The sequence below is a fragment of the Campylobacter concisus genome (genome assembly GCF_902460715.1).
Classification (GTDB): Bacteria; Campylobacterota; Campylobacteria; order Campylobacterales; family Campylobacteraceae; genus Campylobacter_A; species Campylobacter_A concisus_AK.
The window spans coordinates 415,325-439,748 of sequence record NZ_CABPUX010000002.1; the positions used below are offsets into that span (position 1 = coordinate 415,325).

General features: G+C 33.0%; 25 protein-coding genes and 1 pseudogene. 14 read left to right on the top strand and 12 right to left on the bottom strand.

Going from position 1 to position 24,424, the window contains the following annotated elements; all coding sequences use genetic code 11:
* The 3 genes from F3G91_RS07930 to F3G91_RS07940 form a co-directional block, all read left to right on the top strand.
* Window positions 1-1,133, top strand: a 1,133-nt coding sequence (locus F3G91_RS07930; RefSeq protein ID WP_223227848.1) for a Cj0814 family flagellar-dependent secreted protein, incomplete at its 5' end; no start/stop codon positions are given.
* Between the two features lie 25 nt (window positions 1,134-1,158).
* A complete protein-coding gene (locus F3G91_RS10470; RefSeq protein ID WP_103606165.1) occupies window positions 1,159-1,962 on the top strand; it encodes a Cj0814-related protein in 804 nt (267 codons plus the stop codon).
* Between the two features lie 11 nt (window positions 1,963-1,973).
* Window positions 1,974-2,690 carry a cell surface protein gene (locus tag F3G91_RS07940; protein WP_508610254.1) on the top strand — a complete coding sequence of 239 codons (717 nt, stop codon included), beginning with the start codon at window positions 1,974-1,976 and terminating at the stop codon, window positions 2,688-2,690.
* A 164-nt stretch (window positions 2,691-2,854) separates the two neighbouring features.
* Here the strand turns inward: F3G91_RS07940 and F3G91_RS07945 are convergent, their stop codons facing one another.
* Both F3G91_RS07945 and F3G91_RS07950 read right to left on the bottom strand, forming a co-directional pair.
* A complete protein-coding gene (locus F3G91_RS07945) occupies window positions 2,855-3,691 on the bottom strand; it encodes a Cj0814-related protein (protein ID WP_149701216.1) in 837 nt (278 codons plus the stop codon).
* A 115-nt stretch (window positions 3,692-3,806) separates the two neighbouring features.
* Entirely contained in the window at window positions 3,807-4,802 is a 996-nt protein-coding gene (locus tag F3G91_RS07950; protein WP_411160731.1) for a Cj0814 family flagellar-dependent secreted protein, read from the bottom strand.
* A 74-nt stretch (window positions 4,803-4,876) separates the two neighbouring features.
* Between F3G91_RS07950 and F3G91_RS10810 the strand changes: the two genes are divergently transcribed.
* The 3 genes from F3G91_RS10810 to F3G91_RS10820 are packed head-to-tail and all read left to right on the top strand — an operon-like array spanning window position 4,877 to window position 6,719.
* On the top strand, window positions 4,877-6,061 hold the full coding sequence (locus F3G91_RS10810) for a recombinase family protein (protein ID WP_021092745.1): 1,185 nt from the start codon (window positions 4,877-4,879) through the stop codon (window positions 6,059-6,061).
* 6 nt (window positions 6,062-6,067) lie between these two features.
* Window positions 6,068-6,463, top strand: coding sequence for a DUF4368 domain-containing protein (locus F3G91_RS10815; protein WP_429800343.1), 396 nt, complete (start codon window positions 6,068-6,070; stop codon window positions 6,461-6,463).
* Window positions 6,405-6,719: a hypothetical protein gene (locus F3G91_RS10820; RefSeq protein WP_429800342.1), complete on the top strand. Its 315-nt coding sequence runs from the start codon at window positions 6,405-6,407 to the stop codon at window positions 6,717-6,719. The genes F3G91_RS10815 and F3G91_RS10820 overlap by 59 nt, the downstream gene beginning before the upstream one ends.
* A 2-nt stretch (window positions 6,720-6,721) precedes the next feature.
* Here F3G91_RS10820 and dcm read toward each other — a convergent pair whose 3' ends face one another.
* Window positions 6,722-7,903 (bottom strand): DNA (cytosine-5-)-methyltransferase, encoded by a 1,182-nt coding sequence (dcm, locus tag F3G91_RS07970; protein WP_009495138.1) that lies wholly within the window; start codon window positions 7,901-7,903, stop codon window positions 6,722-6,724.
* A 102-nt stretch (window positions 7,904-8,005) separates the two neighbouring features.
* On the opposite strand from dcm, the gene F3G91_RS07975 reads away from it, so the two are divergent.
* The 8 genes and pseudogenes from F3G91_RS07975 to F3G91_RS08010 all read left to right on the top strand — a co-directional run bounded on the left by F3G91_RS07975 (window position 8,006) and on the right by F3G91_RS08010 (window position 12,429).
* Entirely contained in the window at window positions 8,006-8,923 is a 918-nt protein-coding gene (locus F3G91_RS07975; RefSeq protein WP_009495139.1) for a type II restriction endonuclease, read from the top strand.
* A 77-nt stretch (window positions 8,924-9,000) separates the two neighbouring features.
* A complete protein-coding gene (locus F3G91_RS07980; protein ID WP_009295467.1) occupies window positions 9,001-9,354 on the top strand; it encodes a cupin domain-containing protein in 354 nt (117 codons plus the stop codon).
* Between the two features lie 501 nt (window positions 9,355-9,855).
* Window positions 9,856-10,044: pseudogene (locus F3G91_RS10480) on the top strand (DUF3847 domain-containing protein); the annotation flags it as partial.
* A 769-nt stretch (window positions 10,045-10,813) separates the two neighbouring features.
* Window positions 10,814-11,158 (top strand): hypothetical protein, encoded by a 345-nt coding sequence (locus F3G91_RS10485; RefSeq protein WP_009295465.1) that lies wholly within the window; start codon window positions 10,814-10,816, stop codon window positions 11,156-11,158.
* Between the two features lie 201 nt (window positions 11,159-11,359).
* A complete protein-coding gene (locus F3G91_RS10825; RefSeq protein WP_009295464.1) occupies window positions 11,360-11,584 on the top strand; it encodes a hypothetical protein in 225 nt (74 codons plus the stop codon).
* Complete coding sequence (locus tag F3G91_RS10830) at window positions 11,538-11,897, top strand: P-loop NTPase family protein (RefSeq protein ID WP_009295463.1); 360 nt, start codon at window positions 11,538-11,540, stop codon at window positions 11,895-11,897. The genes F3G91_RS10825 and F3G91_RS10830 overlap by 47 nt, the downstream gene beginning before the upstream one ends.
* On the top strand, window positions 11,898-12,194 hold the full coding sequence (locus F3G91_RS10835; RefSeq protein ID WP_107698022.1) for an ATP-binding protein: 297 nt from the start codon (window positions 11,898-11,900) through the stop codon (window positions 12,192-12,194).
* A gap of 61 nt (window positions 12,195-12,255) precedes the next feature.
* A complete protein-coding gene (locus F3G91_RS08010) occupies window positions 12,256-12,429 on the top strand; it encodes a transposon-encoded TnpW family protein (protein WP_009295461.1) in 174 nt (57 codons plus the stop codon).
* A gap of 667 nt (window positions 12,430-13,096) precedes the next feature.
* Here F3G91_RS08010 and F3G91_RS08015 read toward each other — a convergent pair.
* The 9 genes from F3G91_RS08015 to F3G91_RS08055 all read right to left on the bottom strand — a co-directional run bounded on the left by F3G91_RS08015 (window position 13,097) and on the right by F3G91_RS08055 (window position 24,336).
* Window positions 13,097-14,689, bottom strand: a complete 1,593-nt coding sequence (locus F3G91_RS08015; protein ID WP_009295460.1) for a relaxase family protein — start codon at window positions 14,687-14,689, stop codon at window positions 13,097-13,099.
* A 47-nt stretch (window positions 14,690-14,736) separates the two neighbouring features.
* Window positions 14,737-15,066, bottom strand: coding sequence for a plasmid mobilization protein (locus F3G91_RS08020; RefSeq protein WP_149701217.1), 330 nt, complete (start codon window positions 15,064-15,066; stop codon window positions 14,737-14,739).
* 344 nt (window positions 15,067-15,410) lie between these two features.
* Window positions 15,411-15,698 (bottom strand): type II toxin-antitoxin system RelE family toxin, encoded by a 288-nt coding sequence (locus F3G91_RS08025; RefSeq protein ID WP_149701218.1) that lies wholly within the window; start codon window positions 15,696-15,698, stop codon window positions 15,411-15,413.
* Window positions 15,688-15,939 carry a type II toxin-antitoxin system Phd/YefM family antitoxin gene (locus tag F3G91_RS08030; protein ID WP_084042015.1) on the bottom strand — a complete coding sequence of 84 codons (252 nt, stop codon included), beginning with the start codon at window positions 15,937-15,939 and terminating at the stop codon, window positions 15,688-15,690. Before F3G91_RS08030 ends, F3G91_RS08025 begins: the two co-directional genes overlap by 11 nt.
* A gap of 396 nt (window positions 15,940-16,335) precedes the next feature.
* Window positions 16,336-18,363 (bottom strand): AIPR family protein, encoded by a 2,028-nt coding sequence (locus tag F3G91_RS08035; RefSeq protein WP_084042016.1) that lies wholly within the window; start codon window positions 18,361-18,363, stop codon window positions 16,336-16,338.
* Between the two features lie 9 nt (window positions 18,364-18,372).
* Complete coding sequence (locus F3G91_RS08040) at window positions 18,373-19,281, bottom strand: PD-(D/E)XK motif protein (RefSeq protein WP_084042017.1); 909 nt, start codon at window positions 19,279-19,281, stop codon at window positions 18,373-18,375.
* Window positions 19,274-21,937: a Z1 domain-containing protein gene (locus tag F3G91_RS08045; protein WP_149701219.1), complete on the bottom strand. Its 2,664-nt coding sequence runs from the start codon at window positions 21,935-21,937 to the stop codon at window positions 19,274-19,276. Before F3G91_RS08045 ends, F3G91_RS08040 begins: the two co-directional genes overlap by 8 nt.
* Window positions 21,927-23,330 carry an ATP-binding protein gene (locus F3G91_RS08050; RefSeq protein ID WP_084042019.1) on the bottom strand — a complete coding sequence of 468 codons (1,404 nt, stop codon included), beginning with the start codon at window positions 23,328-23,330 and terminating at the stop codon, window positions 21,927-21,929. Before F3G91_RS08050 ends, F3G91_RS08045 begins: the two co-directional genes overlap by 11 nt.
* On the bottom strand, window positions 23,311-24,336 hold the full coding sequence (locus tag F3G91_RS08055; RefSeq protein WP_149701220.1) for a DNA cytosine methyltransferase: 1,026 nt from the start codon (window positions 24,334-24,336) through the stop codon (window positions 23,311-23,313). Before F3G91_RS08055 ends, F3G91_RS08050 begins: the two co-directional genes overlap by 20 nt.
* Window positions 24,337-24,424 lie beyond the last annotated feature (88 nt).

Here is a 24,424-nt window from a genome sequence, read left to right on the forward strand (position 1 = left end):
TAGAGCAGAACATAAAGGTATCAACCAAAGTTGCCACCAAACAAACCAGCTCAGAGGTTTTAGGCTACAAGGTAGATAAGGATGGCTACTTTACAGATGAGTTTAATAAACAAGCTGGCATCCCAAGTGAATATAAAATTCACTCAAGCACGCTGGAGTCTTTAGTCAATGTTGCAGAGGGGACATCATTTTTTAGTCGCACCTTTAAAAGCATAGATATAGCAAAGACTGCTGGCAATGCCTACAAAATTCTCTGCCAAGTCGTTGGCGAAGACACGCTAAATTCAAAAGATAGCTTTAGCATTGACGAGATAAGAAATTTCCCACAAGGCTTTTCTTATAACCGCCAAAGTATGCAAGTAACTAAGATCCATAACTCCATTTATGACTTTGATGCAGCTGCTTCTAGCTTTAACTACAAAGAGTCAAACAAGCAGATGATAAGCACGCTCTTTTTCAACCCAAGCTTTGATGGCGGAGATGGCATGCAGCCACTAAAGCCAACAACAGATATCTTTAACAACAATAATGGTGGCAAAGAGAGTGTGGGAAGTGGTGTTTTTATCGATCCACACGGCGAAAGATACACAAACAAAGATGGCTCTATAACTAGAGGCGGACTTTTAGCAGCCGTTATAAATAGCAACCTTGACGTCAAAGAAGGTGAAACCACCGTTTTTGGAAAGAAGCAAGGCTTTGATAAGAGCGTAGATAGTAAAGAATTTAGTAGGGCATTTGAGCTATTTGAGCTTATGGGTGAGATGAAATTTGGAGCAAATTTCAACAAAGCAAGCGACTCTGATCTATCTGGTATGCCTGAATATATGCAAGAGTATGTTAAGTATAAAAGAGACCTTGTCTATGTAGATCTAACGACTGGGTTTGTCGGTAAGTATTCAGATGAAGAAGACGAACTCTCATTTAAAAAGATGATGGAGCGTAATCTAAAAATGCTAAAGCTACTTTTTGGTGAGATAGATAAGGACGGCAAAAAGAGCAAGGACTTTATGGATAGCTTTTTAAAATTTAGCATACCACCTTTAAATTTAGTAAAAGAGCTAAATGAAAAACCAGCTGGTAAATACCTAGTAGATATGCTTGGTATAAAAAGAAATGTTGATATAAAGGCGTAAATTTAAAAAAACTAAGGATAGTAAAATGCAAATTTCTAATAATCTTTCAACTCCTAACTACCTCTCAAGAGAGAATATAGCAAGAGAGATGGGCTTTAAATTTAACGATATAAACGAGATACTTAGTAACGATATGGGTCATGGTATGACATTTCCTAAGTATGCAATGCTAGATGACAAAGAAAGAGCAAGAGAATACGACAGATATGATCACTCACTAACTGGCTTTGTAAAAGGCGAAGGAGAGGCAAGAGTAAGCATACTTGGCAAGCTAATGGGCTATGACGACTCTTTTTCAAAAGATGAGATAGATGAGCTAAAGAAATTTATAGATGATAGCGGTGCTTTAGGGCTTGAGAGAAATCCAGCGTTTGAGCCAAAGGGAATTTTCAAAGATCCATTAAATAGTAAAAAGCTTAGTGTTGATGATTTTATAGATCAGTTTGCAAATAAAAAAATCCTCTCTTTTATAGCTTTTGGTGGTAGCAAAACAGCTGAACTGCTTGATAGCGATATGAGTGTTGATGAGTTCAAGGGCAAATGGGCTAAATTTGCACTAAAGGAGCGCTTTGGTTTAGAGCTTGACGAAGAGCTAGCAAAAGAGACCATAAATTCCATAAATGATCTTGAAACACAAAATGAAGAAGAGAAGAAAGAGAAGAAATTTACGCCTATACAAGTTACTAAAAAATCTCAAACCTATAAGCTTGAAGCCGATGAGAGATTTAAGGAGCTTTATAAATTTATAAAGAGTGAATTTGATAGTGGCAAGAGTATGTTTGAGATTTTAGAAAAAGTGGCAAAGCTTAAAGTGGATAAGATGGCGTAAGGGGAGCTGAAATGATAAGCATAAACGGACTTAGCAACACATCGATACAAGATAACACTATTCAAAAAGAAAATGCAACAGAAAATATAACCAAAGAAGGTAAGCAAGACAAAAACGCTACCGAAGAAAAATTTGACTACTCAAAGAATCTTTTTAAACCCTGGAGCGAAACTATAAAAGAATTTATTGATATAGACCAAAGTAAAGAGGGCTGGATAACAGATACTATAAATCGAATAGATAATATGCTATCTGATTACCCCATGAAAGAAAGAAGAGCTTTAGCATCAAAATATCCTCCAGAAACTATGGAAGAATTTAGAGTTGGAGAGTTACAAAGCTATATGGATTGGCTACTTACAAACTCTGTTGATGGCAAGCCAACAATAAATGGCTTTATGATTGGTCTTTGCACAGCAGAAGAGGAGGCGGAACTAGAAGCTTTTGTAAAATCATTTCCTGAAGGCACTATGATGAGTAATGATGGTGCTGCTTTATTTGTTAGAGCTGATCTAAGCATAGAAGAGTTTAAAAAGCTTTATAGAGAAGACGTAGAAAAAACTACAAAAGAGCATAAAGAATTTCTAGCCAAACTACACAAAGAAGAACAAGAATATAATGCAAATTTTGCCAAAGAGCAAAGTGAGAAGAAATTTAAACCTATGCAGGTTAAAAAGAAGTATGAGACCTATGATATAAACAAGGATTCTATGCAAGAGAGCTTTTAAATTTCAAAGAAAAAAGAGGCATAGACGTCTTAGAGCTTATGCAAAAGATAGATAAGAAGCAAATTTTAAATAAGATGGTTTGATGAATAAAACAGAATGAGGATAATCCTCTATCTTGTCATAGGATGACTTAGTGGCGGCTTGCGCTAAATACAAAGATAAATTTAAACCTTTTTATCGACAACCTTTTTACCATTTTCTTCAAGTTTTTGCATGATACGAAGCACATCGATACCTCGTTCTCTCTCAAGTTCTTGAAGCTTAAGTAAATATGAGAATTTCTCATCCTTAGTAATGTCATAAGTTTCAGTGTTTTTGCTTTCAGCTTGGATGGGAGTAAATTTTTTCTCTTTGGTGTCGTCTTTTTCTTCTTCAACGCTCTCTATATCCTGAAGACCTTTTTCATTCATCTCTTTTAGTATATTGACAGCATTTTTGGCATCTTCGCCAGATAAAGTTATGTTAAACCGCTCTTTTAATGCATATTTAGCCCACTCCTCTTTAAACTCATCAACGCTCATATCGCTATCAAGCAGATCAACAGTCCTTGAGTTTTGCATAAATAGCAGTTGTCGATCGCCACTATATTCATTTAAAAATTCATTTACAGTGTATGGGATATCTCTTAAAATTTTTGGCTTATCACTGTCTGGTTTTGCTTGCTGACCTTGTATATACTCTACAAACAAACCCTTGCTTTCATTTATGAAATTTTTAAGATCTGATAGCTGCTCGCTTGTAAAATCAGGATCATAGCCTCTAAGCTTTCCTATGATAGTGACTTTTGCTTCATCGCCTTTTGTAAAGCCAGATAGTGGATATATGTGTCTATCGTAAGCCGCAGCTTGAGCTTTTCTATCAAGCCTTGCGTATTTAGGAAAGCTCATACCATATCTCATGTCGTTACTAAGTATCTCGTTAATATCGTTAAATTTAAACCCCATCTCACTAGCTATGTGTTCTCTAGACAGATAAGGATATGGTGAGCTAGAAATTTGCATTTTACTATCCTTAGTAAATTTTAAACTACTCAACGATTTTCAAAATTTGTTTGAGTAAGGTTTTTCTTTGATTTAAATCGACCTTTCAACAATTTAGTTTATATATAGCCTATCTCTACACAAAAGTATTGCTGATAGCGCTTATCCTCCCACTCCAAGAATTTGCTAGAGAATTTATATCCTCGCTAGTTGGCTTAAATTTCTCATATTCGTTTGAGGTAACACTTTCTGCGCTAGTGTTCTTTGATCTTGCATACATTAAAAGAGTTAGCTCTTTAAGTCTTTCTTTTATGAGCGCTTTTATGCTCTCACTATCTTTACCCACTTTTTCAAAATCCACAAAGTACTCTTTATGCTCTCCAGTGCTTGAGATATCATTTAAGGCAGCGCTACTTAGCTTAGTCTTTGCACTATCACTTGGTAGCGGTCTAGAGCTGCGCAAAAATCCCATAAAAAGAGCCTCTTTACTGTAACCTTCATCTGCTTGATATACCGACATATCAGGGTTAAAGCTAAACTCATCACCTGCTTCGCTCATCGTAAAATCAACCTCTTTTACTATGAGCCTAACGCCTGCACTTGAAAGCTCTTTGCTAAGAGATTTAGCGCTATTTAGCTCATCAGTGCTAGAGTAGATGTTTGAGATAGTAGAGTTTGATAGATCTTTTAGCAAGTGTCCTTTGGCATCATAGCGAGTGCCTTTTGTGCTGTAGCCTTTTGGTAGTTTGCCTATATCTGCAAGGGTGTAGCTCTTTTTATCATCACCTAAGGCAGAGGTCATTTGGTCAAATAGTCTGTAGTAGTGCTTTATGGTGTCAGCCATATCAATATTATCAAAGATCTTTATCTGCTCGTCCTTGCTCTTGATGCGATTTAGCACATGGTTATGTTCGGCAAATCTACTAAGCTCATCAAGCGTGCTTTTGTGGATTTTAAAGTCCTGCGGCAAACCTGCAGCTTTATTAAAATCAGCTCCCATAAAGCCTGCCTTATCCACTGTGTAGCCATAAGCTTGAAGGTTATAAAAATTTAAAGAGGCGAGGCTATTTTGTGAAGAAGTAGTATAAGTAAATTTAGCTGGCTCTTGGAGTAATAGAATTAAGGAGAACACTTAATCACTATATTAGTGAAATATGTACTTCTTAATTCTTTTTTATTTAAGAAACTAAGAGAAAGGGGGTAAAAATGAGGAATTATGAAAAGATAACAGCACTCTATGAGAGATTAAGTCGTGATGATGAACTTCAAGGAGAAAGCAATTCTATTGTAAATCAAAAGAAAATCCTTGAAGAATATGCAGGTAAAAATAATTTAAGCAACATCATACATTTTACAGATGATGGAATAAGCGGAACACAGTTTGATAGACCGGGCTTTATGGCAATGATGAACGGAGTTAATCAAGGTAATATAATAGGTTGTATAATCGTAAAAGATATGAGTAGACTTGGCAGAGACTATCTTAAAGTCGGTCAATGTATGGAAATCTTAAGACAAAAGGGAGTTAGGCTCATTGCTATCAATGATAATGTAGATAGCTTTTATAGAGAAGATGATTTTACCCCTTTTAGAAATATTATGAATGAATGGTATACAAGAGATACTTCAAGAAAAATACAATCTACATTCAGGTCAAAGGGGGAAAGCGGAAAGCATACGGCAAGCTCTCCACCTTATGGATATATCAAAGATGAAAAAGACAAAGATAAGTGGATTGTAGATGAAAAAGCAGCGGAGATAGTAAGGAGAATATTCAATCTGACCATGCAAGGCAATGGTCCGTATCGAATAGCAAAGATATTGGAAAGTGAAAAAGTAGATATACCTGCTTACCATCAGCAAAAATTAGGATATGGACTACATCAAAGCAAAGTGTTTGAACATCCTTATCGTTGGTGCAGTTCTACAATTGTAAGTATCTTAAAGAAACAGGAATATTTAGGTCATACTGTAAACTTCAAAACAAGAAAGCATTTCAAGGATAAGAAAAGCAAATATGTATCTGAAGAAAACTGGCTGATATTTGAAAATACCCACGAGGCAATTATAGACCAAGAAACCTTTGATAATGTGCAAAGGATAAGAGGAAATGTAAAAAGGTATCCCGATGGTTGGGGAGAATATCACCCTTTAACTGGGCTTATGTATTATGCAGATTGTGGCAGTAAAATGTATGTTCATAGAACAAGTAATTACAAAAATATTCCCTACTACACTTGCAGTGCTTACACGAAAGTACCCTGTGGAACGCTTTGTCCATCTACTCACAGGATAAAAGCGGAAGCAGTCTTAAACCTTATACAGGAAACCTTAAAAGACATTAAAAAATATCTTGATGAAGATCACGAAGCCTTTATCCGTTCCATTTAAAATGAAATGGAAGAAAAGGAAAAAGTAGAGATAGAAAAGAAAAAAATAAGATTAATGGAAAGTAAAAACAGGCTTCAGGAACTTGAACGATTGATGTGCCGTATTTACGAAGATATGATACTTGAAAAAATACCAAGTAATAGATATGAGATACTTAACAGTCAATATGAAACAGAGCAAATAGCTTTAAGCAAAGAAATTAAAGACTTAGAGTTTGCAATATCAAGATATGAAAAAGAAACAGATAAGGCGAAAAAGTTTATATCTCTAATAAGCCGATATGAAAATTTTGATGAACTTACAACTACAATGATAAATGAGTTTGTAGAAAAGATTATTGTTCATGAAAGGAATAGAAAAGGTAGTCAAACATCAAAGCAAAAAAATAGAGATATATTTTAATTTTATCGGTAACTATGAGCCACCAAAAGAAGAATTGACTGAAGAAGAAGAAAGATTAAAAATTGAGGAAGAAAAGAGAAAAATCAAGGAAAGAAAAGATAGACTTCATCAAAACTACTTAAAGCGTAAAGTAAATGGAAAACAACAGGAATATGAGGAAAGGTATAAGGCAAGGAGAGAACAGAGAAAACAAGAAAAATTAAAGGTTCTGAAAAGGGCAGGTATACAAGTTAATAAGTTAGAAAAAAGAGATTGAAGTTAGTCAATCTCTTTTTTAGTACAGGTATCAAGTATATCAATTATGTTATTTGCAATTGCATGGATAACAGTAACGGCAACAGAATTACCAAACTGTTTGTAACTTTGAGTATCACTTACAGGAATGATATAGTTTTCGGGGAAGCCTTGAAGTCTTGCAGCTTCACGAGGTGTTAGTTTTCGTGGATTTTTTCCTTTTTGCTCAATAAGTATTTCACTCCCGTCTTTATAATATCTTGCAGATAATGTATTTGTATAAGGACTGTTTTCATTGAACAATGTGTAACCAAATCCATTTCCCTTTATTTTATGTTCTTTCTTTCGTCGTTGATGACCTTGCCAAAGTGCATTTGAAATGGTGTATTTAGTATCAACATTTTGCTCTAAAATATTTCCCACAGAAACATCTGGGCAGGGAGGAATTGGAAAAGAAAAATCTTTATAGTTATCTATTTTATCCTTATCAAATCCAACAATGTAAATACGCTCTCTATTTTGTGGAACACCGAAGTCTTTTGCTTTAAGTATAATAGAATGAACATCGTAGTTTAAATCCTTTAATGTTTTTTCTATTGTTTTATAGGTACGACCTTTATCGTGAGATTTTAGGTTTTTGACATTTTCAAGAAGAAATGCCTTAGGTCGTTTCTCTTTAATAATTCTTGCAATTTCAAAAAATAATGTTCCACGAGTATCTTCAAAACCAAGCTTTTTACCGGCTTGACTAAATGCTTGACAAGGAAAACCACCGACAATAATATCATGATTAGGAATATCTTTTTCAGATATTTTTGTAATATCTCCAAAAGGAGTTTCACCAAAATTTGCCTTATATGTTTTTACTGCAAATTTATCAATTTCACTACTGAATACGACATTTGTTTTACCTGTTTGGTAAAATCCAAGCCTTGTACCACCAATTCCGGCAAATAAATCAATGATTTTATAGGGGGCATTTTCATTATTAGGGAAAGGTACTTTTTCAGGAAATGATAAAATATGTTTCAGCTCAATGGACGATGGCTGACTTTCTCCATTTTCCCATCTGCGAATTGTCCTATCTCCGAATTTGGACATACCAACAGCATCAGCTAATTCTTTTTGAGTCATTTGTAATCTGATACGCTTATTTTTTATTAAAATAGCAGGGGAATTATCTATGATTTGTGGTATAATATTCATATATATTCTCCTTTTTATATATGTTATTTCAAGGACTAACTGTCCTCTATTTGACACTATTGTACCATATAGAAGAAAATTTTTCAAGAAAGGAAAAGAGTTATGGCAAATATTTCTCTTGATGAATATAAAAACTTAGTTAAAGAAAAAAGGAAAGAAGGCTTTAAACAGCCTTATGACTTAGTTTATGATAATTTTATTACATTAGGATACGACAAAGTCCCTAAAGAATTCTTTTTAAGTAATGCAAGTGAAGTTGTTGAAAAACTTAGAAATAGCTGTTGGAGTGAATTTCAGCCATTAGAAAAAGACTTTACTTCAAAAATGCTAAAAGAGTTAGTTGATGATGAGTATATCAAAACTCTTACACCAATAGAGGCAATTACTTGGTTTGTGGAAGAATTTCCGGAACATATATATGCTTTGACTTTGTCAAATACTCAAAGTAGGAGGAGTAGAGCAGGTAAAGAATTTGAAAGTATTATAGAACTCATTTTGATTGGTGCAGGGATTCCACTTGACAGTCAAGGTAATATAGGTAAACAAGAGTTTGTCAATAAAGGTCTTGGTAAATTGGTAGATTTAGTTTCTCCGGGTGTTTTAGAATACATTGTAAATAAGAGAAATACTGTCTTAATTAGTGCAAAAACCACATTAAGAGAAAGATGGCAAGAAGTACCTGAAGAAATGGGAAGAACAGGTGCAAGAGAAATGTTTTTAGCAACTCTTGATACTTCTATTAGCTCTGATGTATTGAACACTCTATATGAGGCTAATATACAAGTTACAACAACAAAAAATATAAAAGAAACATATTATTCCGATAATGAAAGGGTATTAACCTTTGAAAAGTTGGTTGAAATATGTTTAGACAATGTTTCTCATTGGAAAAATTTCAACTACACAGTAGAACAAAATGAGCAAATGATAGAGCTTATCACTAAGCAAATTGAAAAACACCAAAATCATAAATTTGTAGAAGAATATTATGATGAACGATTAAAAAACATAAAGAAGTAGACAAATTAGAATTTGTCGGTATATCATTAAATCGCATTTTTTCGATTAAACTATGGAATACAAAGGAGCAAATAATCATGAGCGAACAGAGAATCTATTGCATGGACCTTGTAAAAAAAGAGGATCCGGAAAAGGCTGTCAGAACACCGTTTTATCAGACAGAATCTACAGGCGGATCGGTCTGGGTTATCAAACCCGGTCAGACATTGCAAAAGCACTATCACCACAATTCCGACGATATATGGATCGTCCTTCAGGGAGAGGGAATATTCTACCCCCAGCCTAATGAAGAGGTTCCATTCAAGAAAGGCCATGTCATAGTATCGAAGAAAGACTCCTGCCACGGAGCAAAAAATACTGGAGATGAGGATATCATCTTTGTAAGTATAGTAGCACCTGTCCCTTCCGACTATGATCCTATAAACGAGTGACAGGAGAATAAAATTCCCGTTTGACAAAGGATTGTGATTATACTTGAGAAAGAAAAATGTTTATATAACATTGGGATACATAGCTGTATATCTGGTGATATATTGGTGAGAGCAACTTGATTGGTTGGCTATTTACTAATATTCCAACTGGTGAGCATAGTTATTTATATGGTTGGTTGCTCAGTAGTAATCTGTTTTGGTATGCACTTGCGATTTCTGCGCTTCCTTCTCTTTGGGGTAAGTTTAAGTTTTCGGCTGTTACTACGGCGGGATTTATTGTAGGTATTGTAGCAGGCATAATCGTTGAGAAATACAAGAAGTAAGTCAAATTTCAGTTTGTCTAGCTGAATAATACAGATTCAAGACGATAGAAAGTAAAACATCTATCGTCTTTTCTTATGAAAAAAACTTGAAAGGAGATGAAATTTATGGACAATAAAAACAGAATTAGAAAAAGTAAAAGAAAAGATTGAAAGCAAGTAAGAAGAAAAAAAATATGAAAAGAAACTATCTCAGCTTAAAAATCAGGAAAAGAAAATCAGAAAGCAAACGAGCCTTGAAGAAAGAAAAAAGCGAAACCATAGATTGATAGAGCGAGGAGCAATCTTAGAAAGTTTAATTGAGGGAGCAAGCGAGAAAAGTAATGAAGAAATAAAGGCTATTTTGCAAAGAGCATTTCAAAAAGACTAAGAAACGCAAGGACATAGTATAATTGTAATTCCCTTAGATTTTCTAAGGGCGCAATTATACACCCTTTAGGTGTCCTTGCGACCTGCGGTGCTTTTACCCTTGCGGGGAGCAAAGAAAAAAGCCGAAGCATTTTTCCGTATTAAAGGCAAAAGACAACTGAATATAATTCATTCGCTTTTTTATCATCAAGGGTAAAGCGCATTCACTATCGCTCACCCTTGACAATAAAAATTTGAAACAGATAGCTTACATTAAGCCGACATACTGAAACAACAAAAGTTAAAAGTATAGTCGGCTTTTTCTATTGTACCGTTTCAAAACGCTCATTCAGTTTATAGAAAAGCAAAAGTATTTTTAAGACCGACATCTAAAACAACAAAAGAAAAATAAGAAGATGACAAATGCCACATTCCCAAAATGGGAGTGTACCTAAATCAAAGACAGTACTAATCAAAGGGGGTAGTGAAACACGACTTCCTTAAAAGATAAAAGGAGTAACGATTTGTTGCTACATTTTCATAACAAAAGATAGGAGAGAAAAATGGCAGATAAAAGGATGTTTTCAATAAAGATAGTGGATAGCGACTTATTTTTGGATATGCCATTAAGTAGCCAATGCCTGTATTTTCATCTATCTATGAGGGCAGATGATGATGACTTAAAAATTCTAATTACAAAAGGTTTTGTAATTGTCTTTTAAAGAGGGGTTATAGTCATTACCTATTGGAAGATAAATAACTACATCAGAAATGACAGACGAAAAGAAACGATGTATCTTGAAGAAAAGCAAAGTATAACGCAAACGGAAAATGGAGCATATATCAAGGTTGAAAATCTTGGTATACCAAATGACAACCAAGTGTCAACCGTTTGTCCGCATAGTATAGTTAAGGGTAGATTAGATAAGAGGAGAATAGAACAGGTTGCCCCAGTGTCCCTTTATGGAGAGTATCAAAATATTCATTTAACCGATGAAAAATACCAAAATCTAAAAGATAGGCTGAAAGGTCATACAGATACAATGACTGAAAAGCTATTAAGATATATCAAAAGTAAAGGCACAGACTACAAAGACCACTATGTAACAATCCTTAATTGGTATGAATTGGTATGAACAGGATAAAAAAAAGCTATCACAGAAAAATAATCAAAATAAAAGCCATAGAACCTATTCAACCAACTATGAAGACAGCGACAGCCTATAAAAGGTGTTTTTAAGGGTTTAATCATAAAAGAGGTGTCAGACTATGGTTAAGATAAAAATAAGCCTTAAAAACGCATTATAGAGCCTGATGTAGAAAAGGAGACTAAAATTATGAATGATAAAGAAAATATGATTACTACAAAAATTCAAGGGACAGATTTTATCTACAACAAAGATACTCACTATGAAGAAGACGGACATATCTATTGCAAGATTTGTAATGAAAGAATAGACGGTAAGGTAATTCCGATGTTGGATAAGCCTATGATTATCAGAACGGCTTGTAAATGTGATAGAGATAGAGCTGAACAAGAAAAAACTGTTAAAACAAGATAGGTTGAGACAAAGCTGCTTTATATCCAAAAATCAAATAGCCTACACCTTTAAAAATGCCGATGAAGATACAGATAAGGAAATCATCAAAAAAGCAAAGAACTATGTAAAACATTTTGAAGAAATGAGAAAAGATAATGTTGGACTGTTACTTTACGGAAATGTAGGAAGTGGCAAGACCTATGTAGCTTGTGCTATTGCCAACGCTATAATTACAGAATATAGCCATACAGTAAAAATGAGGAACTTTGCACAGATATTAAACGACTTACAAAAAGGCGGCTTTAATCTTGATAGAAACGAATATATCGAATAGATAACAAGCCCTACCCTACTAATTCTTGATGATTTTGGAATAGAGAGAAATACAGAATATGCCTTAGAGCAAATTTACAATGTAATCAATGCAAGATACCTAAAGGCAAGACCAACCATTATAACTACTAACCTTAATTTCAAAGATATAGAAAAAGAACAGGAAGATATAATGCTTGGCAGAATTTATTCAAGGATAATCGAGATGTGTTTACCTCTTAGGATAACGGGACTTGATAGAAGAAAAATACAGAGCAAAGAAAAGCTGAAGAAAGCACAAAACTTAATAGATGAATGAGAGCGATTGGAAAAGTAAAAAATTCTAATCGCTTTTTAATTGCAAGAAAAGGAATGATGATATGCAAAAAAATAATACAGAAACAAAAACAATAAAGAAGATTGGAAAAACTACCTATGAAGTTGTTGTACATTTTAATAAAAATACTACTGAAACAATGCAAGACAAATTGAAACGCATAATGCTTAGAGAAATTGAGAGTGAAAAACATCAAAAAAATGATAAAAATGATTAGAAAGTCCTTGACAAGTTGTTACAGGTTTGGCTCGCTAATCTTTTCTTTGGTCTTTTGGTTAAAAATATCACTAAAATTTGCAGACCTGCCTTGTTTGTGCTGTTGCTTAGTGTATGAATTTATATTGGTGCTTAAGATGCTAATATCATTCGTGGTTTGCCTCCTAGCTTCTTGCTTTTTAAGTTTTAATTAAAGTAACCATAAAATAATTGACTATCCAAATTTATCAGTCAAAATAAACAAGTGACAAATATGCCAATCACAAAAATTACAAAAATTTACTTTTACTAAGTCATTCTTTGGTGGGACTGATTTAATTCCAGTATGCGCCAAAATTCAATTCAGATATTAGGGCGAGCATACTCTATGTAGCTACAAAATGTTACCATTTGCATCTCCATAGAGGCTCGCAAGGATAGCTTGCCGCTCCCTTGACCCACGCTTAAAAAATATTTTCTTTATTAAAGTGGCCATGCAAGATAGGCTTTTTTTAATAAAAGCTTAAGTTGATTAAAGGCAGCCATAAGAACAAAAATAATTAGACTAAATTATTTTTTATGATCTACAAAATATATTTTAGTATATTTTTAAAATGGCAACGTAACAAATAATGTTTGGAAGTAATAAATGAGATGATTATGTAATAAACTTAGTAGAGTCTCTACGTTTAAAACATATCTAGACTTTGAGTTTTTTCCTTGCATACATCACCCACATGGTGATATATGCTGGCTTTTTGGGAGTATTCACGCTCCTCTATAAATTCTCTACATATTCTTGTAGCATCTTGTGCTCTATCTGTAAGCTCTCGTATTCTTCTCTCAAATTTTGGAATTTTTCTTCTAAATTTTCTAATTTTTCTTCCAAGCAAGATATTGAACTCTCGTACATATCTCTTTGTTGCTGCAAAGATTCCGTTAAGGCGTCGTTGCAATCTTTGTTCAAGCTCTTGACTTTCTTTGTTAGCTCTGTCACATTTGTCTGTAATATCGCGAGCTTCTTCTCGCAGTCTTGTTGCAAATTCATTGTTTCTAATTCGTGCTTGCTCCTTTCGTCTTCGATCGTCTTCGTCAAGCGCTCGTTCTCTTCTAGCAATGCTTTCTCTAATGCTGTCATCCTCTACTCCATTTTCATTAATATAAATTTCCTGCTCTCGTTCTCTATTATCTCTTTGTCTTTTGGAATCGATATGTAATACTCCCTCTGGGTCTTGTCCGCAGTAGGTTGGCTGTATCTCCATTGTTTTGGTATCGTCCAAGCTACTTCTTCCTTTAATATCATTGCGTGCACTACCCAGCCAATTGCTATTCCCAAAATTAGTGCGGTAGCCGCTGATAGCGAGATTATCACCGATCTGTCCTTGTGATGCAAGGATATTGTTTTTTGAAGTTCTTTCGACATATCTTTCTTGATTAAATCTATCTCTTTTAGCAATAAGCTCCTCAAGTTTTCGCCTATTTTCTCTGCACTCTGCTTGTGTATTTCTATCATGGAATTCTCTAATTCTTCTGCTTGAGCTTTGGCTGAGTTCTCCAAGTCTTTGAGCACTGGTGAAGTCTGCATCGTATATTCCTCCTTTTAGACGATTTTTTGTTTTTTTAGTAGGCAGTATGATCGTTATGCCTTTTTTGTTGATCCTGGTTATTTCGATACCATTTTGTTTAAGAAGTTCAATCATGTGGTCTCTATTTTTAATATAGCCTTGCTTAACCAGATCGTGCAACTTTTGGTCTAGCTCTTCTAAATTTTTATAATGATTGATGTTTTTCTTGCTAGACAATATAGTTTGCTCTTTTGCTGGATCATCTGGACTTGATAGTCCATACTCATCGTTAATGATCTTTTTGATTAGATCTATTCTCGTTTGATCATATTTGGCAAAATAAGGATTAAATGACCTGTCTGTTTCAAGATCTATCTTAGGGATAAGGAAATTTAACTCAAGCCGTCCATCCTTGTCTGAGTGTTCTACCCATAATACATTTGTACGTTCAAGCATATATTCACCCAAAAGAGCATATTCAAAATCCTTAATAATTTTTAGTTTTTGCTCTTCAGTTAAAAAGTCATGCCTCTCTTCAAATGATAAAACACCAAAACAGGTCTTTTGTTTATAGGTGATGCCTTTTATAATAGCTCTAGTTAAATTTTCATCACCTTTTATAACTCTTGCTGTTCCAGCAGCTTTTCTCTCATTTAAAAGATAATTTATGCTCCCAAGGCCACCACCAGTATAAGTACGAAGAAATTTAACTAGCATCACTAGTGCCTTTATTTGTATTGATACAAGGCAAATCAAGCAACATATTATTTACCCAATGCTTCATAAACTTTATGTAAGACATCGTTATCATCCGCTATGATCTTGATACCAACTCTATCTAGGCTTTGCCCACTATTTAATTTGGCGGCTATTTGATTTATGTTTTGTCCATGTCTAGATAATTCAGCTAAAAGCTCTCTTCTAATTGGTGCATAAATCTGCTTAGACAACATAGCTCTTAAGGCAAATTTTGAGAAAGTTAGGCCACTTTCTTGTAATTTATCATTAATTACCAACCATTCTTCATTACTTAGCCTAAGTCTTTTAGTTATGACTTTGGTTACCTTGCGCTTTTTTGTCTTTTCAGAACTCACGTAAATTTTCTCCTAATCTAAAAAAGAAGCCACTCAAAAATCTTATGTCATAAAAAGTTTGGCAGACTTGCTCTTTAAATATCTTTTAAGATTATTTTATAAAATTTCACAGCCTAAAACAAGGAATTCGGTAGGCTTCAGGCCGCTAAAATGCGTGTTTTTAAAAAATACTATGAAATATATAATATAATTTTTGTAGCTTTTAAATTTCTCTTAGAAATTTAGTCTAGTATGAAATTAAGAAAATAAAATAATAAAAATATAGAGATTGCGCTCATCATAAAAGAAGCACTACAAGTTAGTCAAATTTAGTCATTGGTAGTTAAAGATAAGGGACTTAATGCTTAGTTAAATTTATCCTTTAGCATCTCATACACTTCGTTGTTCTCTCTTTTGCCGACAACTAGCACTAACACTACGATCTCATCATCTTTAACTTGATATGCCAAGCGATAGCCGACATCTCTTAGTTTGATCTTATAGACATCTTCATAGCCTCGTAGCTTGTCCTTGGCAACCTTTGGGTTTTCTAGACGCTCACTTAGCTTCTTTTTTAACTGCACCTTTATGCTATTGTCAAGCTTTTGCCACTCTTTTAAAGCACTTGGCAAGAACTCTAACTCATAACTCATCTAGACTTACTTTTACTGGTTTTTCACCACTTGCTAAAGCAGCGTCTACTGCTTTGCTTAGATGATACTCTTCTATTATCTCTGCCATTTTTTCATAGACAGAGCTGGGTACTAGATAGGCACTAGGGACATTGTGGTTTAGTATAGCTACGACATTATCTCCAGCTTGTTTTAAAATTTGAGCTGGAGACTTTTTTAGCTCGCTTATGCTAGCTGTGAAATTTGCTTGTATGGTTTGCATTTTTATCCTTTATTTAATACCTAAAATAATACTAAATAAGATATAATAATAGTCTTAAAACTCATGCTTTAAAATTTACTCCTATTCATTTTCATACGTCACTATCTCTACTAAAGACTTTAAAAATCTAAGACAATATTTCTAGGGTTACAAGCCCTCAGTAGTACATTCTAACGCAAGATCCTAAATTTAACATACCATGAACTTGATATCTTGAAGCACGACACTTAAAAAGGAATACCAAAAATTCTCTTCTATTTAATTTTATACATTTTTAATATTCAGTTAAGATTCATTTTTATCTACAATCAAAGAAGTATAGCTTCCAAAATAGTTTTAACACTATACATACAATTACTGAAGTATATCCTTATTGACTGGTATAAAATATAGCCATTATATCAAAAAACCTTCTTTTATAGCATTCTCATAAAGATCATATAAAATAATAGCTTGCTTTATAGAAGGAAGTCCTATACTTCCATTTGCAATTTTTGCCAATATATCCATTTGCTTCATAGATATTTGGTGTCTTATTTCATCTTTTTCATAATATTTTAAAATCTTGTCCCAATCTTTAAATTTAACGACAAACGATTGAACTTCTATATTGTCATCAAGTTTCTTGTCTTTTCTTGCTTCTTTTTTTATATACTTTTCTTCTTCTGCACTACTTAATATCTCATCATCAAATCCTAAACTCAATTCAATATCTTTTATACTATCCCAGCATAACTTCTTTTTACACCATTGACCTATATTTGCATTGCCTTCCGGCGGGTTAGTTATGTTAGTATATATTTTGCTAGCAACTATAGAGATTATATTCTCTAAATTATTAGATATTTTTTGTTCATCCCATATTTTAGAAAAATTTAAAAATAATCTATTTTTTTCTAAATAATACGATAAGTACGATAGGGTATAGGCTACGCATTGTGCCCTATAACCACCATTGTACCAAGTGGCGTAAGAAACAAGTTTTTCAACTTGTTTAAACATTATAATTCTAGATACTGCTTCTTTAAAATAGTTGCTCGTTATACAAAGCTCATCTTTTTCTAACATTTGAGTAATATGTTTTGCAAAAGCCATAAAGCTATATTGTGCGCCTTTTGATACAATATCCGGCGATTGTAGCCAAGCGATTTCGCTTTTAGCTAAAAATGTTTTATCTATAAGTTGTGACTTGGGGTTTTCTATTTGAAATTTCTTTTTATCTGTGCCACTTAAATATGCTTGTTCATTTAAGTATTCGCCCCTTACCCTCTCATAAAACCAATGAGTTCTTACTTGTATTCCATCAACAGCTGGTGCCAAATTTCTTCTTGAGCATTCTTTGAAATCTTTATGGAAAGGACTATTTGAAAAGAAATCCGATTGATTTATCTTGTTTTGGGTATTTGCGTATTCGCTAACTTTTGAGACAAATTCATCTTGTTTTTCGGCGTCAGCAACTACAGATAGTTTCATCTGAACATAAATTTTTGATACGTCTAGCTTTGAATTTTTACTTGAAGCATATATGGCCGATACGGTCTGACCTCCATTGACAATCTGAAAATTTGATATTTTTATAATTTTGCCATCTTGTAAAATAACATCATTAGCTGTTGCAGTTATGCCATTATTGTATGCGAAAAACATCTCTGGCTTATATTCTATAGTGTTTCGCAACCCCTTATTGACGTTGCCTCTAAACTGCAAAAAAGTTCTGACGTTTTGTTCTAAAAGTCTAGAGCCAAATGTATCATAAATTTCAACTATTGTCCTACCATCTATTACGCTTAAATAAGATCTGTAGTCTTTCGCCGGCGTGTCTACTACAAGCGCCGGCAAATCAACCTCAACGTCAAAGTTGTTTTTTGAGTTATTTATAGTATAGATTTTATATAAAAACTCAATATCTATGATGCGATATTCCGCATCAATGCCAGATAGTACTTTATTTGGGATGCTTGCTAAATTTTTAGTAATTTTTCCATCTGTTATAATGATAAGGCGGATTTTTTTAATTTCATTTTTAATTAAATACGAATATATATTATAGGCCATTGAGTAATGCTCAAAACCCTCCTCCATAGTATCATAAAGTTTTTGGAAACTCCTTAAAAGGAAATTTTCCAGCTTTTTAAATTTTGATTCTATCTGCGCTTTTATGAGAGTTTGTATATCATCACTTTGAAAAAAACAATGCACTAGAAGACTAAGCTTACCACGCTCTACATCAAAGTCATATCCACTTACTTCCATATCTCTTTTATTGTATTCAGCAATCATGTAGTCTTGCGATAGCTCTCCTTCGTCAACAAGAGAGTCACAGACCGACTCAAAAAATGCTTCTTGTTTGCTTATACCTCGGCTTTGGGCTTGACTCACGATATCCTGCATAAAATCTTGATGAAAGTCATCTAAACTAACCATTTTTTGCCTTTAAAGTTTTATTCTATCCAACAAAAATTCATTGCATTTTAATAAATCTACCGTATATTTTACGTTATGAATTCTGGAATCTATATCTATGGAAGTAATTTTTGGAAATTTATTATCTACATTAAAAAATAAAATTTTATCTATTTTAAATTTTAATAGTTCTACTTGGAAATTTGATTTATAGCCATACGAAAAAAGCTTTTTATAAAATGATTCTACGTCAGCGACCTTTACTTCTATACTCTTTATGATATCCTCAACACTAAGTCCTTGCGAATTTATAGATAAAGAGTATACCGCGAGATATAATTTTTCTTTAGTTGTATAAAGTTGATAAGCAGATGAAATTATAACATGTGGTGACTTTGAAGCTTTATACGTTTTAATCTCAACAGCGCAGTCATTAAATAAAAAGTCTTGTTTATCAAAATCTGCCCCAACCCAAGAACTTAATGCCTCTTCAAAACCAACTTGTTTAGCTGCAATATTATTTAAAAAACTAAGTTCACCAAATAGCCCCATTTGCCTTTCTGTCCCAAAATCATCATCATTTGAAATAAAAAATTTTTTCCATTTTAGAAGTCTTGCTTCTATATTGTCTAAAACATTTTCATTATTATTGCAAGTATTTAAAAGAGAAATAATATCGTTGCAAACCAATACAAATAGTTGCCAATTGGAATTATCGTTTAGTGCTATATAAAATTTGGTAGCATCTTTAAAATCTTTTCTTAGTGTATTTAAACCAATAAATTTTATACTCTTTTTACTAGTTTTTATACAAAAATCTAGTTCAATGCCAAAAGTATATCTTCCATCCAAATCCACTATCCAAAAAATATCATATCTATTGTCACCATTAATCCTTCTTCTGGTATTATTTTTCATATCATTCCAAGGATTAATCATCTTGCTCTTCTAATTCTTCAAATTCAAAAAGCATCTCTTCTTGATATACCTTATTGATTAAATATTTAATAGTTTGAGAGCTACTACAAACACCATCATTAGGAAAACAAACGCCATAGGCTGGTAATATATCGCAACCAAAGCCGATTTGATTGTTCTTAGTGTCTAGTATATGTAACATTAAAATTGGATTTTTCAAATTTTTTCTTAAAAATGAAGACCTGTCGCCCCTTTTTTCTTTCTTGCTTTGTTCATAAATTTCATCATCTAGTAATGCTTTCTCAGGATCTCCTGCCGATAGTTTTCTATTCCCAAGTTCTATGTAATCACCCTTGTCTTGCAATTTTGAGCGCTCTTCCATATTTATCCCAAATTTTTCTAAAAACATACCCCTTCCTCCATAAAGAACAACATCCCACACTGTATTCTTATCTTCCAGATACGCCTTTATAAAATCTAACTGCATATGTGCTTTTATAACACTAAAGTTATTTATAAATTTTAATATTTCCATTTTATCTATATTTTTATATATAGTGGCGCTTCCTTTTTTACTACCTCTATTAAGTGATTCTATAAGCTCTTTTAAAATATTTAAATTATTATCGTGTAGTTGTGGGTTTTTAGCAAATCTTACGGTTTCTATTAGCTTTCCACTTAAATCCAATGACATACATTTTTCTTCTGCGTTTTTCATCTTATTTTTGGCTGTAATTTGTAATTGACTGTTTGGATCTTGTCTGACAGCTAGTCCAAAATTATAAGGAGTTAGACCATCTTCCGCCATCTCTTTAAATTTATACATAAGCTCATTTGTAGCCTCAATAATAAATCTAAAATAGTTTTGAATATCTTTTGGCATATAAATTTTACATAAATCCTCATAGCCTTGTCTATACCCAAACCATCTACCCATCTGCATAAGCGTATCATAGAATATTGTACTTCTTATAAAATAACTAACACTGAGTCCTTCTAGAGTAAAGCCACGTGATAGGCTAAGTCCTCCAACCGCAATGACATTTACTCTTTCGCCAGTATTATATTTAAGCGGCTTCTTACTATTTTGGTAAACCGCTATTACTTGAATACTATTTGCGATTTCGGATAATTTTTTTGAAATCTCTAACCATGAAAATTCTATATCAAATTTTGTCTCAAAAATATTCTTTAAGTTTAGTATCAAGCTACTTTGTTTTACTGAATTTGGAAGTAAAATAAAAGCATTAATATCATTTTTTAACGCTTTTAAATATTCATCTATCAAACATTCAATTTTTTCGTGCACATCAGAAAAGCGACTAATATTAACAAGCATGCTATTATGCTTAATTTGACCCCTTAAATCCCTTGTTGCCACATTTAGTATAAATACATTTATAGCCTCGTATAGACTTTGTGGCAATTCTGATATAAGGTGATCTTTTTTATGTTTTAAAGGAATCTTTTCATCATAATCATTAATATCTATTAAATATTTATCAGGATTATCTATAAAAATCTTTTCGGCGCCGAAATAATTAGTTGGTGCATCAAGGGCATATATAAAATCTCTTGGAAATAAATCTTTAGAAATCTGCTCATTCATGTTTTTAATTTTTACGCTTTGCTCATCTTCTATTGTATGATCTATAAAAATATTTGCATAAGGTGTGGCAGTATATGCAACATAAGAGCTTTTTTCGAAAAGCTCCAAAAGAGCCCTTAATTCTTTATTTATAGTGGTTGGATCACCCTCCTCTTTTGTATTTATGGAGGCATAGTCAGACTCGTCATCTATCAATAACATGGCATGTTTTGAAATTTTATTATTATAATGAAACTTGATCCATCTTATGACATTGGAAAGAGTGCTTGCGTTTTTCTTTATAACCAAAAGTACTGGCGTATTAATATTATCAAAATTTACACCTTGTGAGTTTTTACGTGCATCTGTTGTATTAAAATCGCTTATTTCCGTAGTCAAGCTAATGGGTTGCATTCTATTTGCATTAGGCAAATCATCAAGTCCAACCCCGACTATTTTTGAGTCATTTTTACCAACAAAAGCCTCATTTATACGAATTTGAGTCTGGTTTCTAAGATTGTTTTTATCTCCAGCAACAATAACTATAAATTTATAACCAATATCGGCAGCCTTACATATCAAGGAAGCATAGTTTGAAGTTTTGCCAGACTGAACATGCCCTACAACCATACCGTATACACTAAATTTATTCTCTCTTGGATCTCCAATTTGATTCATTATCATATCAGTATCATCATCTACAGTCTTGATAACTTGCGGAGGCAATAAGCCTTTATAAAATTTTTCCAATCTATCCCAGTAAAAATTACTATTATTGGCTTTTGTGTTTATGCTATACCAAGACGTATTGCGTCGTTTTTGTTCATCGCCTTTTATTACTAAGCCCGTACTCATACTTACATTAAAATATTTCTCTAAGTCGTCTTTTAGTTTTTCATAATCATTATCTGAAAAATCGCCGTCTTGGTTAAATATATCAACTTTAATGTCGGACTTAATAAATCTTTTTACTCGAGATATTTCGTTGTCAATATCTTCCTCTTGTAAAACCTCATTCTGTTTAGAGTACTTGTTGGTCAAACTACTTTTTGAAAAATTAAAAACTTCTTCATAAAAACTACATTCCATCCAACGGCTCCTTATATTTTTTAAAAATCTCTATTTTTTTAATTTCATCTTCGCTAAGTCCTATATTTTTTAGATATTCCAGTATTTTAACCGCTTCTGTATTTGAAATAATACCCTCTTGCCTAAAATTATGTGGATTTTGCTGGACCTGTACCTGTATAGCTTCTAATGGTATGCATGCCTCAAGTGATTTTAGGTATAGCTGAAATAGTTCTCTCGTTTGCAAATCCAATAAATCTAATAATTTTTGATGCATTGGATTTTCTTTATTTATTGCAAAATAAATTTTGCTATCTTCGCAAACTAAATCCCAAAATCTAATAACATTTTTGTCATTTATTTTACGACCACGAGTGAAAAAGGGCTTTACCCCATCTTTTATGGAGTATAGAGCAACTCTTTTAAGCTCTTCTTTCAAGCCAGCAACTGGATTTGCGATAGACTTTTTTACATCAATATTCCACAACTCGTCTTGATCGTTTGAAATTTCAATCTTTATACGAACAAGCTTTGTTGTATCGCTAGATTTAAGAATACCCCACCATTTACCGTAAACAAGTAGCCTGTGGGCTCTGTATAGATAAAAACCTTGAGATTTTATATAGCCTTCTCTCCCACTATATTTTTCCCATTCCGATAAAGTCACTTTTGAATGATGCGGTAAGATAAATGGAGTAATTTTTATTTCTTTTTCGTTGTATTTAATTATTTCTGTAGATTTCATAAAGGTTGCATCATGTGTTGGATTAAACGGATTAAAAGGTATTAATGGATTATTGTTGATGGATATTTTTATTTTTCTTGCGCCGTCAGCTCCCTCTAAAAATTGATGAAAAACCAAAGACAAATGCTCTCTTAGCGGTTCTAAACATTCTGAAATTTGCTCGATTTTGTCCATATCTTCCCATACAACAAGAGTAGAATTATCGTTTTTATAAAAATCTTTAAAGATTTCAAGATTTTTATACTCGCTCAACTCAGGCGTCAAAAGTAGCCATTTATCGCTTTTAGAGATATAGTCCAAGTCCCATTGTTTAATGTTTATCTGATTACATTTTTTTGATACAACGGTAAGTTTTTTACATTGAGAAAATGAAGCCGTTTTAAGACCTAAACCAAATTTACCAAGTGCGATATCATTTCTTTTCTCATCTGGATTTTTTGATGATAGCCTCATAGCTTCTATTAGTTCATCTTCGTCCATTCCCGCACCATTATCTAGAATGCAAAAAAACGGTTCAGGATGCTGTATGGCATAAATTTTTATATCATTTGCGCCAGCTGATATACTGTTATCAATGATATCTGCAACTGCTACCTCGAAAGTATACCCTATGTCGCGAAGCGATTTGATAAAATTTGCAACATTTGGATTAATTTCTATCGGATCCATCCAACACCGCTACAATCTCTTTTGCAATTTTTTCAACCATTGGCACAACAACAGAATTTCCAGCCTGCTTATACAACTGTGCTCTTGATATGTTTGATGGGAGTATAAAGTCCCTTGAAAAGCCTTGTAAATTAAAACATTCTTTTGGGGTTAATCTTCTTATTACACTATCATCTAATATAATTGGTATATTGTGTCCACCTGCACCCATATTTGCAGTTAGAGTAGGGCACACATTTGATTTATTAGGGCGAACATAATAGCGTCTATACTGATAAACAATATTTTCATCCACAACACTCTCTATCACTTTACGGTGAATTTTATTATTTTTGTCGTTATAAATATCAGTCAAGGTAACGCACGAGTTATCTAGAAAGAATTTTATACTTTTTGGTTTCTTATTTGTTTCCTTGGGAATTTTAAACTTGCTAGATAGTAGATTGGATTGTTCCGTTTCTTTTATATTTTCTTTTATAGGTTTTTCAAATAAATAGTCGTCTTCATCCTTAAAGCCTACAATATAAATTCTTTCCCTTCCCTGTGGTATGTCTGTATACTTTGCAGCGTTTAATATAAATGGTATAAAAGAATATCCAGCTCTTTTTATCTCATTTCTAATGGTTTTAAAAGTTTCACCGTTATTATGAGAAGCTATAGTTTTAACATTCTCTAAAAAAAAGGCTTTCGGCCTTAATTCTTTTAGTAATCTTGATACTTCAAAAAAAAGCTTACCACGTTCATCTTCAAACCCTCTGCCATGTCCAGCAAGTGAAAAGGGCTGACAAGGAAAACCTGCTGTTAATATATCTATATCACTTAAATTTTTACCATTTAACTTTTTAACATCTCCTTCAATGAGGTTGGTGCTGACGTGATTCAATCTGTAAGTTTTACAAGCGTCTTTATCAATTTCATTTGCCCATACAACATTACAATTTGAATTTTTAAATGCTTGGCACACACCACCAACTCCAGCAAATAAACTTCCTACTCTGTAAGTCACAAAAAACCTTTTTAATTTTTATGAATTATATAACAATACTTATAAAATATAAAAGCATTTAGTTTTAGAGTAGTTAGCCTCAAAATTC

Excerpts from the sequence above, each read along its gene's own strand:
- F3G91_RS08030 (WP_084042015.1), bottom strand. The coding sequence starts at position 15,939 with ATGCAAACCATACAAGCAAATTTCACAGCTAGCATAAGCGAGCTAAAA.
- F3G91_RS08040 (WP_084042017.1), bottom strand. The coding sequence starts at position 19,281 with ATGATTAATCCTTGGAATGATATGAAAAATAATACCAGAAGAAGGATT.
- F3G91_RS10810 (WP_021092745.1), top strand. The coding sequence starts at position 4,877 with ATGAGGAATTATGAAAAGATAACAGCACTCTATGAGAGATTAAGTCGT.
- F3G91_RS08050 (WP_084042019.1), bottom strand. The coding sequence starts at position 23,330 with ATGGATCCGATAGAAATTAATCCAAATGTTGCAAATTTTATCAAATCG.
- F3G91_RS08035 (WP_084042016.1), bottom strand. The coding sequence starts at position 18,363 with ATGGTTAGTTTAGATGACTTTCATCAAGATTTTATGCAGGATATCGTG.
- F3G91_RS07980 (WP_009295467.1), top strand. The coding sequence starts at position 9,001 with ATGAGCGAACAGAGAATCTATTGCATGGACCTTGTAAAAAAAGAGGAT.
- F3G91_RS10815 (WP_429800343.1), top strand. The coding sequence starts at position 6,068 with ATGGAAGAAAAGGAAAAAGTAGAGATAGAAAAGAAAAAAATAAGATTA.
- F3G91_RS08010 (WP_009295461.1), top strand. The coding sequence starts at position 12,256 with ATGCAAAAAAATAATACAGAAACAAAAACAATAAAGAAGATTGGAAAA.
- F3G91_RS08025 (WP_149701218.1), bottom strand. The coding sequence starts at position 15,698 with ATGAGTTATGAGTTAGAGTTCTTGCCAAGTGCTTTAAAAGAGTGGCAA.
- F3G91_RS07975 (WP_009495139.1), top strand. The coding sequence starts at position 8,006 with ATGGCAAATATTTCTCTTGATGAATATAAAAACTTAGTTAAAGAAAAA.
- F3G91_RS07945 (WP_149701216.1), bottom strand. The coding sequence starts at position 3,691 with ATGCAAATTTCTAGCTCACCATATCCTTATCTGTCTAGAGAACACATA.
- F3G91_RS08045 (WP_149701219.1), bottom strand. The coding sequence starts at position 21,937 with ATGGAATGTAGTTTTTATGAAGAAGTTTTTAATTTTTCAAAAAGTAGT.
- F3G91_RS07940 (WP_508610254.1), top strand. The coding sequence starts at position 1,974 with ATGATAAGCATAAACGGACTTAGCAACACATCGATACAAGATAACACT.
- F3G91_RS08015 (WP_009295460.1), bottom strand. The coding sequence starts at position 14,689 with ATGCTAGTTAAATTTCTTCGTACTTATACTGGTGGTGGCCTTGGGAGC.
- F3G91_RS10825 (WP_009295464.1), top strand. The coding sequence starts at position 11,360 with ATGAATGATAAAGAAAATATGATTACTACAAAAATTCAAGGGACAGAT.
- F3G91_RS10485 (WP_009295465.1), top strand. The coding sequence starts at position 10,814 with ATGTATCTTGAAGAAAAGCAAAGTATAACGCAAACGGAAAATGGAGCA.
- dcm (WP_009495138.1), bottom strand. The coding sequence starts at position 7,903 with ATGAATATTATACCACAAATCATAGATAATTCCCCTGCTATTTTAATA.
- F3G91_RS10820 (WP_429800342.1), top strand. The coding sequence starts at position 6,405 with ATGAAAGGAATAGAAAAGGTAGTCAAACATCAAAGCAAAAAAATAGAG.
- F3G91_RS10470 (WP_103606165.1), top strand. The coding sequence starts at position 1,159 with ATGCAAATTTCTAATAATCTTTCAACTCCTAACTACCTCTCAAGAGAG.